Raw genomic sequence first — 13458 nt, forward strand, 5'->3', positions numbered from 1 at the left:
AAAGATGATGCCAAAGATATACTATTCAGTGGAGGATGGTCAGGAAATCATGCTGGAGAAATTTTATGATTTTCCAGAGGCAGTCCGATGCGCGGAGCAGACAGAAGAAGCAAAAGAAATATTTGCCTTTAAAGAAAATGGGGATGACCATGAGCTGATTGGCTGCTATTGGATAAGAGAAAACAAAGATAACAAGGGGACACCAGAATAACGGTGTTCTCTTTTCCATATACCGGGCAGCCCTTAGATTACCAGGATGATTGATGAGAGCGGATAGGTTCTTCGTGATTTGCGAAAACCTGATCGCTTTTTTTGTTGCCTGAGAAATAGGGGACTGTAAAAAAAATGAAGAAGAAAGGACTGAGAACAATGACTGCACGATTTATGAGCAATACCCCTTATGCAAATGTGGAGTTTGAAATGCAGCGGGTTCCTGGGTTCAGTCCCAGAGGTTCCGGCATGCGTGTGAGCCGCCTGGAATACAGCGTCAGTAGCTTCGGATGCCAGCATTGTGTTTATAAGAGCAGAGAAAAAAATTGCGATATTCCCGTTGGAAGTACCTGTTTTCGCGAGCGGCTTGTGGAGGGCTGTGTACCGCTTTCGGAGCTGTTGGAGGTACTAACCAGAGAAGTGCCGGTTCGCCCCTTTGTAGCCCGTGTGTTGCGCCTGTCGCGGCAGCAAGAGCCGCTCTTTGAAAACGAAGCCCACAGACAGAGATTTGAGGAGACAGAAGAAAATGGAACAAGCTTTTCCGGTCAGACTGCTGCGTTATTTTTGCTGACTGCGGATCCATTCCTATGGAGCAAAGCGCAACCGGCTGTGGCTCTGGGAAGCATTGATTTTTCCTCTATTCGCATTCATGGGGTGGATCTGGACGGATATGTCCTGTTTCATACAGCGAAGGATTTATACAAAGGGACCAAACACATCAGCTTGTCAGAACTGACTGACCCGGAGCTGGTAAGTGACAGTGTGTTTCGGCTGTTGATAACGGCTTTCCTGATCTGCCGGTATGGAACAGCAGTTGTGACGGCAGAAAGGAGCTGATTATGTTGAAAGTTCAATTGTCGAAGCCGGATGGCAGCCACGGAGAATGGCTTCAGCTTCCTGCTGAGTACGACCGGATCAGGCGCATATTTACAGCACTTGCAGATGAAGAACACCCGGCGCTTCTGATTACAGCGGCGGAAACGGATATTGCTCCTATGCATCAGTTTCTGGTTGGAAAGTATGTGGAGCAGAGGCGTGGTATCCGGGATATGGATTTTTTGACCCGCCGGATTGAGGGGTTCACGGAGCAGGAAAAAGCTGTTTTCGGTGCGGCACTGGAGATTGAGCAGCCATCTACCATCATGGAGATGGCAAACCTTTCCTGCAACCTGGATAAGTTTGCTGTTTATCCGAAGGTACAAAATGAAGCGGAGCTTGGTGAATACTTGTTGAATATTCAGGTGGTTGATGAGCAGCTGCTTCCCTATGTGGATCGGAGAAAGTATGGCAGAGACTATGCACTCAGCCATGCCGGTGCCTTTTGTGAATCCGGTTATATAGTCAGAACCGGGGAGGCGTTAAAGCCTGTTTATACCGAAAGGAATCCGCCAGATCCTGGATATGCTCCTAACAGCCTGTTTCTGCTTCGTCTGTATTCTTCCCATTACGCTGACAGCCATCCCAATACCTACTCCCTGTCGCTTCCTGCTACAGAAGAAAAGATGGAACTGGCGAGGAAAAACCTTGGGGTCAATCATCTGGAGGAATGCAGCATTATAGACCTGACCAGCCAGATACGGGATTTGGAAAGTCATCTCCCCTATGACTACAGTATTGACGGATTAAATGACTTTGCCAGACTGCTTGGGAGCAAGGTACTGGATGGTGCAGAGGAAACCGTGGAGCGGCTGTGCGCAGTCCTGACAGCAGAAATACCAGAAACGATACAGGAAGCTTCTGAAATCGCAGAAAATCTGAATCAATATACCATTCTGCCTGACGATATCAGAACACCGGAAGAATATGCCCATCATGTGCTGCAGGAAGCAGATATCCATATTAACGATGAAATTTATGGGTTTGTGGACTTTGAGGGCTTTGGAAAAGCCAGGATGCAGAGGGATGGGGTGGTGTCAACAGTGCATGGCATGGTGCTTCGTAAGGATTATCTGCTCCGGCAGCTTCCGGAGGAACTGGTTTCCTTAAAGCTGTTCAGCCCTCTCTATCCGCAGCTTTATGAGAGAAACGAATGGGGAGATCTGATGAATGAACCGACCTACATGGGAACAGATGAATTGTGCGACTATCAGGATGAGATTCTGGCAGCCATTGAGCGGGAATGTCTGGATGAGGAGGGGAACCGTGGTCTTGCAGTCTATTTGGACAATGAACTTCTTAAACGCAAAGTGTTCAGCATGAATCCGACTGTCGAAAAATGGGATGGCCGGCTTTGGGGCGTTCTGGAGGTACAGAGCTATGGGGCGCTGTCTGATGCAGAAATGAAAGGTGTTATGGAGGAATGGTCTGGGCAGGAAAGTGATGGATGGGGCGAGGGCTTTGAGCAGAGGGAAATTAAAATCGAAGCCGGAGAACTGTGCATCAGCTTTTGGAGTTCGGATAGAGACTTTTTCATCAAGACGGAGCAGGAACTGAAGCATGAACAATCTCAGAACATGGAGATGCAGATGGGAGGAATGTAGATGCAGGTAACGATCACAGCAGACGAATACAAAGATTGCCGGGGATACAGTGATGTGGAGCTGGAGCTGCCGACAGACCGGTTCAGCCTTGCAGATGCATTGGAACGTGCCCGTGTGCCGGATGGCGGCTATGAATTGCACAGTTTTTATGACTGGCCGGAGTTTATCAAATATGCACTGACAAGGGCAGAAAACAAAACATTGGAGGAAGTGAACTTTCTGGCACATAAGGTCAGTGAGATGGATACAGATCAGCTTCACATCTATGAAGGTATTTTAAAGCTGCGTTTTGACAGCGATATAGACCATCCCATGTCAATGAAAGAACTGATCAATACTGCTTATAATCTGAAATGTTTTGAACTCTATCCCGGTGTGACAGATTACCAGGAGCTTGGCGAAATCTGCATACAGAACGAAATAATGGATTGGATTAAAAAACTTCCTGATGAAATCGTAGAAATGCTGGATCCCGAAAAGGTTGGAACTTCTGTCTGCCGCGATGACCAGGGGATTTTTATAAGAGAAGGATATCTGTTCCGCAGTGCGCCGGACGGACCGGAGATTTACGATGGCATCCATCTGCCGGATCAGGAGTATCACCATGGCGGTATCATTTCGCTGCGGTTGGAACGGAAGGACATTTTCTTGGATGCCAATACAGAAGTGTGGCTGGAGCTTCCCGCAGATAGACAGAAGATTCATCAGGTACTGGATTTTCTTGGAACAAGTGATTTGGATGTCTGTATGATTGTGGAAATGGAAAGCATTGTGCCTGCGATGAAAGATCATTTAACTGGATATGAGGACATCGAAAAGCTGAATACGCTGACAGAGCGTATCGCTGCTTTTCCGGACAGTCGGACACTTGCCAAGTACAAGGCAATCCTGATGATGGAGGATTGCTATGATCTGGACATGGTTCTGGATATTATAAACAATCTGGATTGTTATGATTTTGATACTCAGATTATGTCGCCGGGTCATTATGCAGAATATATCCTGAAAGAAGCGGGCTTTGATCCGGATGATCCGGCATTTTGCGGTTTTGATTTTTACGACTACGGGGAGCGGCAGCTTCAGGGAAGTGGCTATGTGGCAACTGCCTATGGTACAGTAATCCGCAATGACCTGCCATTTATTCTTGAATACACGAAACCGCCGGAGCAGGGAATGACCATGCAGTAAGAGCAGAGAAAGGAAGAGAAAGAATGGCACTTTTTGATGCAGCGAAAGAAGGATATGAACTGACGGAAATTGATGGAAGACCGGTTCTTTTTACTAATATGCGTCTGAACCGGGACACCGTTCCGGCTGGGATTTTTTGTTATGATGTACGGGATTCAGACGCTCTGGACGGGAGCATGGCTGAGATTAAGGCGGTGGTGGTTGTCAACCACTGGGGAACTATTCTGTGCAAAGATCCGTTTCCTGTAGATGAATATGGCAGCTATTATCCGAAGGACTGGGGATATCTTGGCAAGAACATGAGCCTTGAGGAATTTCAGGAAACCGGCAGGGAACAGCTTGCCGCTTATCTGCTGCCGGAAGCACCGCAGACAGAACCTGTTATGTAGAAAAGTTTGCCATAAAAAGGAGGTGATGCGGCATTAATAGCTTTATCAGCTGGGTAGGTGGAAAAAAAGCATTGAGGAAGCTGATTTACACCATGTTCCCGGCGAATTTCGACTGTTTACATTGAAGTATTCGGAGGCGGAGGCTGGGTACTGTTTGGCAAACCGCCGGATCAGAAATGCATGGAAGTGTATAACGATTACAATTCCAATCTTGCAAATCTGTTCTACTGTGTAAAGAACCGGACTGTAGCTTTCCTGCAGGAACTGGGGTTCCTTCCGCTAAACAGCAGGGATGAGTTTACTGTAATTAGGGATTTTATAGACAAGCAGGTGTTTGATACCAGCTTTCTGAAAGAGGAGCTGCAGCTGGCAGAGCACTCCCTTTTGCCGCCGGAATTTGAGGAACTGAAAGCCATTCTGTTGGAGAATGCGGAGGTCACCGATGTAAAGAGGGCAGCTGCTTTTTTTAAACTGATTCGCTACAGCTACGGAAGCGGCTGTACTTCTTATGGATGCCGGCCTTTTGATGTGCGAAAATGTTTTGCCGCTATCTGGCAGGCATCATACAGGCTTGCTGATACGGTAATAGAGAATAAGGATTTTGAGGCGCTGATCCGGCAATACGACCGGGAAGGCGCCTTTTTCTATTGTGACCCGCCTTATTACGAAACAGAAGGACATTATGCGGTAGTATTCCGCAGGGAGGATCATGCCAGACTTCGGGATGCGCTGGCTGAGGCAAAAGGAAAATGGATGGTCAGTTATAACGACTGTGAATTTATTCGGGAGCTGTATGCGGGATATACGATTACTGCTGTGACCCGTATCAATAACCTGGCGCAGCGGTATGACGGCGGCTGTGAATTCCCGGAGGTTATCATTACCAACTATGATCCGGGTGAGCTGGAGCGGACAAAGCCGCAGCAGCTCCATCTTTTTGCCCTGTGTGGTGAAGAGGAAGACGATTACTATGAAGTTGTGGGGCGGTAAAGCCCGGAAATGGAGGAAATATGGGACAGGCAGAAAAGAAAACACAGGGGGACACTGCCAGACTGGGGGTGCTTTCTATCCCCAATGTGATGCTGGAGGCAGCGGGGATTCCACCGGACAGTGACCTGATTGTGGAAATCCTGCCCGGCGTGCTGCTGATTGGTGCAGAACAGCCCCTGTGGCAGGCCAACCGGCCTTATTTGAAGCTGTTCGATGACCTTGGCATCGAACCGGAGGAGGTAACAGCGATTCTGGAGAAGGGAGGATATTTTGATGAATAAACCGATTTATAAGCTGGTTGACAGCAAGGGGCGTGTGCTGATTCCAAAAGCCCTGCGGGACATGGCAAAGATGGAATACGGGGATATTGTAAGGCTGGGACTCGCAGATGGAAAAGTCACGGTACGCAAGGTGGATATCGTAGAGGCAGGAGACCAGTCTCCGGAAGCAGTGGAGGCCTATGTTCGTGCTGCCTTTAAATCCATGCCCGACAGTACCAGGCTGGAGCTGATCGGGGAACTGAGCAGCCTGCTCCAGAAGAAGGAGGGATAATTCATGCAAGTGTTTCACCGTGAGGACTGCAGCCAGACAGGTAATGGGATTGACCTGAAAAATAAGGTTGTGGTTCTTTCTGCAAATGTGCTGCCCAAAGAACATTCCGGGCAGCTCTTTTTTTGTACCGGGGGAAGCGGAGCGAATCCCGCTCCCATGGGCAGCACTGTTTTTCTGATCTCTCTTTCTGATGGGGAAGCCTGCCGGTGTGAGCGAAGCGATGTGGTTGGCACGCTGGAGCCGGAACTGCTGCCGGAAGAAGCGAAGCTGCAGCTTTCCCAGATCCGGCCTGTTGGAGCCGCAGACCTGCATCACCATGAGCCGGAGTATTCCGGCTACAGCTTTTTGGAGGACGGGAGGTATGCCGCAGGTGCCTGGCTCTGCAGTCCCCAGGAAGTCATGGACTATGTGGAGATGCAGAAGCCCTATCAGCATCGTGTGCTGATCTGCGACCGGGATGACTTTGCCGTGATGGAAGTTGTAAAAGAGCAGGTGATTTTCCCTACCCAAAAGGAGCTTGAGGCATTCCGGGAGGATACACAGGAGCAGAAAGGCGGCGGTATGGAAATGAAGTAAGGAGGAATGCCCCATGAAACCAATCCGTATTGAGAACGGGATTGTCATCTACTACGGGAACCTGGCCGGCCGCATCCGAAACGGACAGGCGGTGGTCGATCCCATGTTTCAGGTACCGGAGCTGAAGGAATTTCTGGAGAAGCAGCGGAATGTGAATGAAATCAAATGGCAGGACGGAATCTTTGACCAGCTGGCCAGCGGGCAGGGAGAAACCAGGGAAATTCAGAGCCTAAAGAACTGCCGGGTCTGGCAGCTGAAACCGGAGGTGGATATCTGCAAGAAATTCATCGGATATGATGCCCTGATTCAAAAATTCGGGATGCTCAATCCGGAGGACTACCGGCTGGTGTTTGACGGTGCAGTGGACACCAATAATCTGGAAGCGCTCTATACCAAATTTAACGTGGACCATCCGGCCAGCTATGCCGGGCATTCCCTCTCCATGAGCGATGTTCTGGAACTGTACGATGAATCCGGCAGTTCCTTTTATTATCTGGATAGTTTCGATTTCAAACAGGTAGATTTTGAGCCGCCGGATCAGGAGATGGCACATATCCAGACCATGCAGTTTTAAGCAGGCAGTATCCGCTGTCTGTTTTTTACTGAAATAAATTACAGAAAGGACGCTTTTCACATGAAAAAGCAGAAAAAAAGGAGGAAGCAATTTTATGGCAACACTGGATATCCGAATCACATCCATGTACCCGCCCGGCTCACAGGGAGGGACAAGAGCTTATGCCTCAGCAACCATCGACGGATGCTTTGCCGTCCGGGGAATCAAAGTCGTCGAGGGCGGTAAGGACGGTCTGTTCGTCTCCATGCCCAGCCGCAAAAACCAGGACGGGTACAAGGAAGTCTGTTTTCCTGTAACCGCTGAGTTCAGGGAACAGCTCTACAGCGGAGTGCTGAATGCCTACCATCAGGCACTCACCATGGCGCAGGCTCCGGCCGCACCCCAGCAGGCAGCCCCGGAGCAGGAAGCCACCGGCCAGCAGATGGCCGGAATGTAACTGAAAACATCAGAGTATCAAGATAATGGAGAAATCAAGAATGAAGAAATTTGTAAACCATACCTGTGCTGTTGTTGCCATGAAAGCCATGAATCTGAGACAGAAGCTTGCCGAGCAGAGAGCGGAGGGCTATGTGGATACCGCCATCAAGATCCTGATTGCGGTTGTGCTGGGCGCCCTTTTGCTGGCAGGTCTATATGCACTGTTTAACGATACGGTTCTGCCGACTCTTGTACGCAGGGTGCAGGAAATGTTCGACTATGCCGGATAAGCTGACAGCCTCCGATCCGGCGATGCTTACCCTGCAGGCAGGGATGTTTCTCCTTCTGCTGTTGGCGGCTTCTCTCAGTGATCTGAAGCGGAGGGAGATTCCGGACCGGTTACAGCTTGCTATTGCATCCCTCACATTCCTGTCATTTTCTCCGGGAAATTTCTGGGGGATTCTTGGCGCATTGCCATATCTTCTGGTCGCCCTGTTTTTTGGAGGCTGCGAGGGCATGGGAGGCGGGGATATCAAGCTGGCGGCAGCCACCGGACTTGTGCTGGGACTGCCGGCCAGCCTGACCGCTTCTATTCTGGGACTGGGGAGTATGTGCCTGGTCTGTGGGCTGATTACTGTAAAACGGCGGCTCCATGGGAAGAAAGAAAAAATCCCTTTTCCGGTGGGACCGTTTCTGGCGGCTGGCGCGGCCGCCGCTTATTTTATGAAAATTGGAGGTTTGATTTTATGAAAAGAAAGCTCATCATTTCCCTTTGTGCAATCGTTCCTGTGGCAGCTATGGCAGCCTTTCTTATCCGCCGCCGCTGTCAGTAAGGCAGGCAAACCGGGCGGGTCTTTAAGGCCCGCCTTTTCCTATGGAATGCATATCAAATCAAAATGAAGGAGGACATACCCTTATGAATTTTCTCAAAAACAGAACTGTCATTGGTGTTATCTGTATTCTTTTGGCACTGATCATCTGCTTTGCAGTTACTCCGCTGTTTAATAAGACCATCAGTGAAAAGACGGAAATCGTGCGTGTGGTAAAGCCGGTAAAGATTGGGGAGGAGATCACCGCAGATAAGGTTTCCGTTGTGGAAGTAGGCGGCTATAACCTGCCGGAGGATGTGGTGCGGAATCTGGATACCGCCATTGGAAAGTTCGCCTCCGCAGACCTGGCAGTGGGAGACTACATCATCTCATCCAAGATTGCAGAGGAACCTGCCGCTGAGAATGCCTACCTTTACAACCTGACCGGCAAGAAGCAGGCAATCTCTGTTTCCCTGAAAGCCTTTGCCAACGGATTATCCGGAAAGCTGCAGAGCGGGGACATTGTGTCTGTGATTGCCCCGGATTACAAAAAGCAGGGTTCTACAGTGATTCCGCCGGAACTGCAGTATGTGGAGGTTATCGCAGTAACTGCAAACAGCGGCTATGATGCCAATACCAATACACAGAATGGGGAGGAGGATAACACAGAAAAAGAACTGCCCGGCACCGTCACTTTGTTAGTTACCCCGGAGCAGAGTAAAATCCTTGCAGAGCTGGAGGCAGACGGGAAAGCACACATCTCCCTGGTGTTCCGTGGTACCCCTGAGCAGTCTGCGGCTTTCATTTCTGCGCAGGAAACCGTTCTTTTGGAACTTTACCCGCCTGTGGAGGAAGAAACAGAAGATTCTGAATCCGGCGCTTTAGAGGAACAGACGGATGAGAGTGAAGCTTCTGAAACCGAACAGACAGATATTGCAGAAGATGAAACTGCCGAAACAGAAGGGGAAGTTTGGGAAAGCGAGGTGGAGTAGGGCGTGAACTTTTTGAAAAACAGCATTTTCAGCCGTAGTGCCGGTGGGGAAGACAGGGAGATGGAACCGGAAAACGATAACCAGATGCTGGCTGTCTGGGGCAGTCCCGGTTCCGGCAAGACCACTACAGCGGTCAAACTGGCTATGCGGCTGGCAATGCAGAAGCGGGATGTGGCTCTGCTTTTATGCGACATGAACACGCCCATGCTGCCCTGCATCTGTCCGCCCGGAGATCTGGAGGAAGAACATTCTCTTGGAAGCATCCTGGCTGCCAGCCATGTGTCGGAATCGCTGGTGCGCCATAACTGCATTTTCCATAAGAGATTCCGCCATCTGACCATCCTTGGAATGCGAAAAGGCGAGAATGAATATACCTATCCGGTCTATGAGCGTCAGCAGGCAGAGGAATTGTTAGACTGTCTGCGAAGCATAGCCCCCTATATCATCATTGACTGTGGCAGCCACATCGCCAACGATATCCTCTCGGCCATTGCGCTGATGGAGTCTGATGCAGTGCTGCGGCTGGTCAATTGTGATTTAAAATCCATCAGCTACCTCTCCAGTCAGCTTCCCCTGCTCAAAGAAAACCAGTGGGATGCGGATAAGCAGTATAAGGTAGCAAGCAACGTGCGTCCCAATGAAGCCAGCGACCACATCGAGCAGGTGCTGGGAAGTGTGACCTTTCAGTTGCCCCATTCGCTGGAGCTGGCGGCACAGGTTCTGGAGGGAAATCTGTTTAAGGAACTGAGCTTAAAAGACAGCCGCGGGTATCGCAAAAACCTGGAAGCCATCACAAAGGAGGTGTTCGGATGTTAGGGGAAAACCGGAGCAAAGCCGCATTTTCAGCGGGTTCTAAGGAATGTGTTCGGGAAGAAAAACCGCTGTTTGAAAGCAGTGAATCTTTCTCGGAAGCCCGGAAAAAATCGGAACACCTGCAGATTACCCCGGACGATCCGGCAGGGGAAAAAACATGGCCGGTAGCGCAGAAGGAAGAAGTGCCTGCAGAGCCGAAGCAGTCTGAGATAAGAAAGCCAGAACCAAAGCAGTCAGCATCAAAGCTGCCGGAAAGAGATACACCGGCTCCAAGGCTGGCCGCACCGGAAAAAGCCCGGACACTCCGCACCCACGACCTGTTTTTTGCGGCAGAAGATAAGAGCCGGGAGTTTGCCTCTGTACTGCGGGAGGTGCAGGCATACCTTTCCAAAGAGTACAGCAGTCTGGTAACAGAGGATACCACCGATGAGGTGAAGGCACAGATCCGCCGCTTTGCCGGAAAGTATATTCAGGATCACCGCATTGCTGTGGAGGGGATGACCACCGACCAGCTCATTGACGGGATCTATTCCGAAATGGCGGAGTTTGGCTTCCTGACCAAGTACATTTATGGGGAGGGCATTGAGGAAATCGATGTGAATGCCTGGGACGATGTGGAAGTGCAGTACTCCGGAGGCATCACAGAAAAGCTGACGGAGCATTTTGACAGCCCGGAACACGCCATCAACGTGGTGCGCCGGATGCTTCATGTATCCGGCATGGTGCTGGATGATGCCAGTCCAAGCGTTCTTGGGCATCTTTCCAAGAACATCAGAATTGCGGTATTAAAAAGCCCCATTGTGGATGAAGATGTGGGGGTGGCTACTTCCATCCGAATCGTCAATCCCCAGAGCATGAAAAAAGAGGATTTTGTAAGAGGCGGGACAGCCACCGGACAGATGCTGGACTTTTTATCGGAATGTATCCGCTATGGCATTTCGGTATGTGTGGCAGGAGCCACCAGCTCCGGAAAAACCACGCTGCTTGGGTGGTTACTTACAACCATTCCGGACAGCAAACGTATCTACAGCATTGAAAACGGTTCCCGTGAGCTGGCGCTGGTACGCAGGGATGAGAAAGGACGTGTGAAAAACTCTGTCATCCATACCCTGACACGGGACAGTGAAAATGAGCGCCAGCGGGTAGATCAGATTGCACTGCTTGACATGGCCCTGCGGTTTAATCCGGATGTGATTGTGGTAGGTGAGATGCGCGGACCGGAGGCTAATGCCGCTCAGGAGGCAGCCCGTACCGGCGTGGCGGTGGTCACCACCATCCATTCCATGAGCTGTGATGCCACTTACCGGCGTATGGTATCTTTGTGCAAACGAGCGGTAGATATGAGCGATGACACGCTGATGGGATTTGTGACGGAAGCCTATCCCATTGTGGCGTTCTGTAAACAGCTTGAAAATAAGGAGCGCCGCCTGATGGAGATCATGGAGTGCGAGATTCTGGCTGATGGCTCCCGGCGGTTTCGTCCGCTGTTCCAGTATCAGATCAGTGAGAACCGGATTGAGGATGGCAGATTTATCATTACCGGCGAGCACTGTCAGGTGAATCCCATCTCGGAAAGCCTTGCCCGCCGTCTGATGGAAAACGGGATGCCAAAGGAGATGCTGGCAAAGCTTCGCACCATCGGAAAGGAGGGAGAATCCCTATGACAGCAATCCAATTACTGGCCTGCGCAGGAATGATCGTGGGCGCTTTTTTGATTCTCGGATTAAAGCCGGTGGAGTTTACAGACAGTCTGTTTGCATTCCTGCTCTGGAAAAAAAGCAGCATCCGGGAGGATATACGGGCTTCAACCGGCAGAAAGAAAGCCGGCCCCTTAAAAAGGGAAATCATGGAGGCACAGGCGGTGCTGGAAATGACCGGGCGAAGCAGACGTTTTTCTCTGGTTTGTGCCGCTTCCCTGGCGTTGTTTTGTACAGGCGGTTCCATCGCTATCCTGCTGGGCAATTTTTTCATGGCTCCGGTTCTGGCGGTGGGGTTTATGTTCCTGCCCTTCTGGTATGTGAAGCTGACTGCCAACCACTATAAGAAAGACATTGCTGCGGAACTGGAAACAGCCCTGTCCGTGGTAACCACCGCCTATCTTCGTACAGAGGATATCGTGACAGCGGTGGATGAGAATATCGCTTACTTAAATCCTCCGGTTTCCAAAGTGTTCCGGGAATTTCTGATGCAGATCAAGCTGGTAAATCCAGATGTGGAGGCGGCACTGCGGACCATGAAAAGCCGCATTGACAATGAGGTGTTCCGGGAATGGTGCGATGCCCTGTGCGACTGCCAGCATGACCGCAGCCTGAAAACTACTCTGACCCCTATCGTAGCCAAACTTTCCGATATGCGCAATGTCAATGCAGAACTGGAATATCTGGTTGCGGAGCCAAGGAAAGAGTTCCTGATCATGGTGTTTTTTGTGGTAGGCAACATCCCGCTGATGCACCTGCTCAATCAAGAATGGTACGATGTTCTGATGCACACGCCGCTGGGACAGATTATTCTGGCTGTTACTGCAGCGGTTATTTTTATCTCGGCCAGCTTTGTGGTAAAGCTGACCCATCCCATCGAATACAGGAGGTGATGCCATGACGGGACTGTTATTTTTATTCGGGCTGTTCCTTGCCCTGGGGCTGTTCTTTCTGGCGGCATCCATCCTGCGGCTCCCCACCATAGGTACAGCCAAGGCCATGCTTGGAACTGTGAAACAGGAAAAAAAGGCAGCCAAAACCATAGAAACCTATCTGATGACCGTGGCAGTGCGGCTGGCGAAGTATATCCGCATGGATGAGTACAAACGCAGCCGGATGCACAACGTGTTAAAGGCCAGCGGCATGAACCTGACACCGGAGGTGTACCAGGCGTATGCCTTTGTGAAGGCTGGAGCGATTCTTCTGGGCGTGATTCCCTGTGTGTTTCTCCTGCCTCTTTTGTCGCCGGTTGTAATCATTTTGTCTCTGCTCACTTATTTTAAGGAAAGCCAGAAAGCAGATGAGCGGCTGAAGGCAAAACGGGATGAGATCGAGGGGGAACTGCCACGGCTGGTGGCAACCATTGAGCAGGAACTGAAAGCCAGCCGCAATGTTATTGGTATGTTGGAACGCTTTAAGGGAAATGCGGGGGCAGCCCTCACCGGGGAGCTGGATATCCTGTTAGCAGATATGCGCTCCTCCAACTATGAGGCAGCGCTGACCCGGTTTGAGGCAAGGCTTAATTCCCCCATGCTTTCTGACGTGGTGCGGGGACTGATTGGAGTGCTGCGTGGGGATGACAGCTCTGTGTATTTCCAGATGCTGGCCCACGACTTCAAACAGCTGGAGCTGCAGAGGCTCAAAGCCCAGGCGCAGAAAATCCCTCCCAAAATCAGGGTGTTTTCTTTTGCCATGCTGATGTGCTTTTTATTAACCTATCTGGTAATCATCGCTTATGTAGCGGTAACCAGTCTGGGTGGAATGTTTTAGG

17 protein-coding genes and 1 pseudogene are annotated in these 13458 nt (G+C 50.4%); all 18 read left to right on the forward strand.

Annotated elements, in window-relative coordinates:
* Window positions 1-4 precede the first annotated feature (4 nt).
* The 18 genes and pseudogenes from G614_RS0109595 to G614_RS0109685 all read left to right on the forward strand — a co-directional run bounded on the left by G614_RS0109595 (window position 5) and on the right by G614_RS0109685 (window position 13457).
* A complete protein-coding gene (locus G614_RS0109595; RefSeq protein ID WP_002587103.1) occupies window positions 5-211 on the forward strand; it encodes a hypothetical protein in 207 nt (68 codons plus the stop codon).
* A 134-nt stretch (window positions 212-345) separates the two neighbouring features.
* Window positions 346-1047 (forward strand): hypothetical protein, encoded by a 702-nt coding sequence (locus G614_RS0109600; protein ID WP_242827462.1) that lies wholly within the window; start codon window positions 346-348, stop codon window positions 1045-1047.
* 2 nt (window positions 1048-1049) lie between these two features.
* The gene (locus G614_RS29860) at window positions 1050-2690 is read left to right on the forward strand and encodes an antirestriction protein ArdA (protein ID WP_002587105.1); all 1641 of its coding nucleotides are present in this window, start codon (window positions 1050-1052) and stop codon (window positions 2688-2690) included.
* Complete coding sequence (locus tag G614_RS0109610) at window positions 2691-3878, forward strand: antirestriction protein ArdA (protein WP_002587106.1); 1188 nt, start codon at window positions 2691-2693, stop codon at window positions 3876-3878.
* A gap of 23 nt (window positions 3879-3901) precedes the next feature.
* On the forward strand, window positions 3902-4267 hold the full coding sequence (locus tag G614_RS0109615; protein ID WP_002587107.1) for an LPD28 domain-containing protein: 366 nt from the start codon (window positions 3902-3904) through the stop codon (window positions 4265-4267).
* A 92-nt stretch (window positions 4268-4359) separates the two neighbouring features.
* Window positions 4360-5257: pseudogene (locus G614_RS27195) on the forward strand (DNA adenine methylase).
* Window positions 5258-5277: 20 nt separating this feature from the next.
* A complete protein-coding gene (locus G614_RS0109625) occupies window positions 5278-5538 on the forward strand; it encodes a hypothetical protein (RefSeq protein ID WP_002587109.1) in 261 nt (86 codons plus the stop codon).
* A complete protein-coding gene (locus G614_RS0109630) occupies window positions 5531-5809 on the forward strand; it encodes an AbrB/MazE/SpoVT family DNA-binding domain-containing protein (RefSeq protein ID WP_002587110.1) in 279 nt (92 codons plus the stop codon). The genes G614_RS0109625 and G614_RS0109630 overlap by 8 nt, the downstream gene beginning before the upstream one ends.
* 3 nt (window positions 5810-5812) lie before the next feature.
* Complete coding sequence (locus G614_RS0109635; RefSeq protein ID WP_002587111.1) at window positions 5813-6385, forward strand: hypothetical protein; 573 nt, start codon at window positions 5813-5815, stop codon at window positions 6383-6385.
* Window positions 6386-6398: 13 nt separating this feature from the next.
* Window positions 6399-6959: a YodL domain-containing protein gene (locus G614_RS0109640; protein ID WP_003524930.1), complete on the forward strand. Its 561-nt coding sequence runs from the start codon at window positions 6399-6401 to the stop codon at window positions 6957-6959.
* Window positions 6960-7053: 94 nt separating this feature from the next.
* The gene (locus tag G614_RS0109645) at window positions 7054-7395 is read left to right on the forward strand and encodes a SpoVG family protein (RefSeq protein ID WP_002587113.1); all 342 of its coding nucleotides are present in this window, start codon (window positions 7054-7056) and stop codon (window positions 7393-7395) included.
* Window positions 7396-7435: 40 nt separating this feature from the next.
* On the forward strand, window positions 7436-7666 hold the full coding sequence (locus tag G614_RS0109650) for a DUF6133 family protein (RefSeq protein WP_002587114.1): 231 nt from the start codon (window positions 7436-7438) through the stop codon (window positions 7664-7666).
* Window positions 7656-8126 carry a prepilin peptidase gene (locus G614_RS0109655; RefSeq protein WP_002587115.1) on the forward strand — a complete coding sequence of 157 codons (471 nt, stop codon included), beginning with the start codon at window positions 7656-7658 and terminating at the stop codon, window positions 8124-8126. Before G614_RS0109650 ends, G614_RS0109655 begins: the two co-directional genes overlap by 11 nt.
* A 166-nt stretch (window positions 8127-8292) precedes the next feature.
* The gene (cpaB, locus tag G614_RS0109665; RefSeq protein ID WP_002587116.1) at window positions 8293-9177 is read left to right on the forward strand and encodes a Flp pilus assembly protein CpaB; all 885 of its coding nucleotides are present in this window, start codon (window positions 8293-8295) and stop codon (window positions 9175-9177) included.
* Between the two features lie 3 nt (window positions 9178-9180).
* Entirely contained in the window at window positions 9181-9993 is an 813-nt protein-coding gene (locus tag G614_RS0109670) for an AAA family ATPase (protein ID WP_002587117.1), read from the forward strand.
* A complete protein-coding gene (locus G614_RS0109675) occupies window positions 9987-11654 on the forward strand; it encodes an ATPase, T2SS/T4P/T4SS family (protein WP_027641802.1) in 1668 nt (555 codons plus the stop codon). Before G614_RS0109670 ends, G614_RS0109675 begins: the two co-directional genes overlap by 7 nt.
* Complete coding sequence (locus tag G614_RS0109680) at window positions 11651-12580, forward strand: type II secretion system F family protein (protein WP_002587119.1); 930 nt, start codon at window positions 11651-11653, stop codon at window positions 12578-12580. Before G614_RS0109675 ends, G614_RS0109680 begins: the two co-directional genes overlap by 4 nt.
* Before the next feature lie 4 nt (window positions 12581-12584).
* Window positions 12585-13457 carry a hypothetical protein gene (locus G614_RS0109685; RefSeq protein WP_027641803.1) on the forward strand — a complete coding sequence of 291 codons (873 nt, stop codon included), beginning with the start codon at window positions 12585-12587 and terminating at the stop codon, window positions 13455-13457.
* Window position 13458 lies beyond the last annotated feature (1 nt).

The organism is [Clostridium] clostridioforme AGR2157, from assembly GCF_000424325.1.
Classification (GTDB): Bacteria; Bacillota; Clostridia; order Lachnospirales; family Lachnospiraceae; genus Enterocloster; species Enterocloster clostridioformis_A.

What these genes read in the sequence shown, in the direction of transcription:
- G614_RS0109630 (WP_002587110.1), top strand. Translation starts at nt 5,531, where the DNA reads ATGAATAAACCGATTTATAAGCTGGTTGACAGCAAGGGGCGTGTGCTG.
- G614_RS0109600 (WP_242827462.1), top strand. Translation starts at nt 346, where the DNA reads ATGAAGAAGAAAGGACTGAGAACAATGACTGCACGATTTATGAGCAAT.
- G614_RS0109595 (WP_002587103.1), top strand. Translation starts at nt 5, where the DNA reads ATGATGCCAAAGATATACTATTCAGTGGAGGATGGTCAGGAAATCATG.
- G614_RS0109655 (WP_002587115.1), top strand. Translation starts at nt 7,656, where the DNA reads ATGCCGGATAAGCTGACAGCCTCCGATCCGGCGATGCTTACCCTGCAG.
- G614_RS0109685 (WP_027641803.1), top strand. Translation starts at nt 12,585, where the DNA reads ATGACGGGACTGTTATTTTTATTCGGGCTGTTCCTTGCCCTGGGGCTG.
- G614_RS0109650 (WP_002587114.1), top strand. Translation starts at nt 7,436, where the DNA reads ATGAAGAAATTTGTAAACCATACCTGTGCTGTTGTTGCCATGAAAGCC.
- G614_RS29860 (WP_002587105.1), top strand. Translation starts at nt 1,050, where the DNA reads ATGTTGAAAGTTCAATTGTCGAAGCCGGATGGCAGCCACGGAGAATGG.
- G614_RS0109625 (WP_002587109.1), top strand. Translation starts at nt 5,278, where the DNA reads ATGGGACAGGCAGAAAAGAAAACACAGGGGGACACTGCCAGACTGGGG.
- G614_RS0109635 (WP_002587111.1), top strand. Translation starts at nt 5,813, where the DNA reads ATGCAAGTGTTTCACCGTGAGGACTGCAGCCAGACAGGTAATGGGATT.
- G614_RS0109640 (WP_003524930.1), top strand. Translation starts at nt 6,399, where the DNA reads ATGAAACCAATCCGTATTGAGAACGGGATTGTCATCTACTACGGGAAC.
- G614_RS0109645 (WP_002587113.1), top strand. Translation starts at nt 7,054, where the DNA reads ATGGCAACACTGGATATCCGAATCACATCCATGTACCCGCCCGGCTCA.
- G614_RS0109675 (WP_027641802.1), top strand. Translation starts at nt 9,987, where the DNA reads ATGTTAGGGGAAAACCGGAGCAAAGCCGCATTTTCAGCGGGTTCTAAG.
- G614_RS0109615 (WP_002587107.1), top strand. Translation starts at nt 3,902, where the DNA reads ATGGCACTTTTTGATGCAGCGAAAGAAGGATATGAACTGACGGAAATT.
- G614_RS0109680 (WP_002587119.1), top strand. Translation starts at nt 11,651, where the DNA reads ATGACAGCAATCCAATTACTGGCCTGCGCAGGAATGATCGTGGGCGCT.
- cpaB (WP_002587116.1), top strand. Translation starts at nt 8,293, where the DNA reads ATGAATTTTCTCAAAAACAGAACTGTCATTGGTGTTATCTGTATTCTT.
- G614_RS0109610 (WP_002587106.1), top strand. Translation starts at nt 2,691, where the DNA reads ATGCAGGTAACGATCACAGCAGACGAATACAAAGATTGCCGGGGATAC.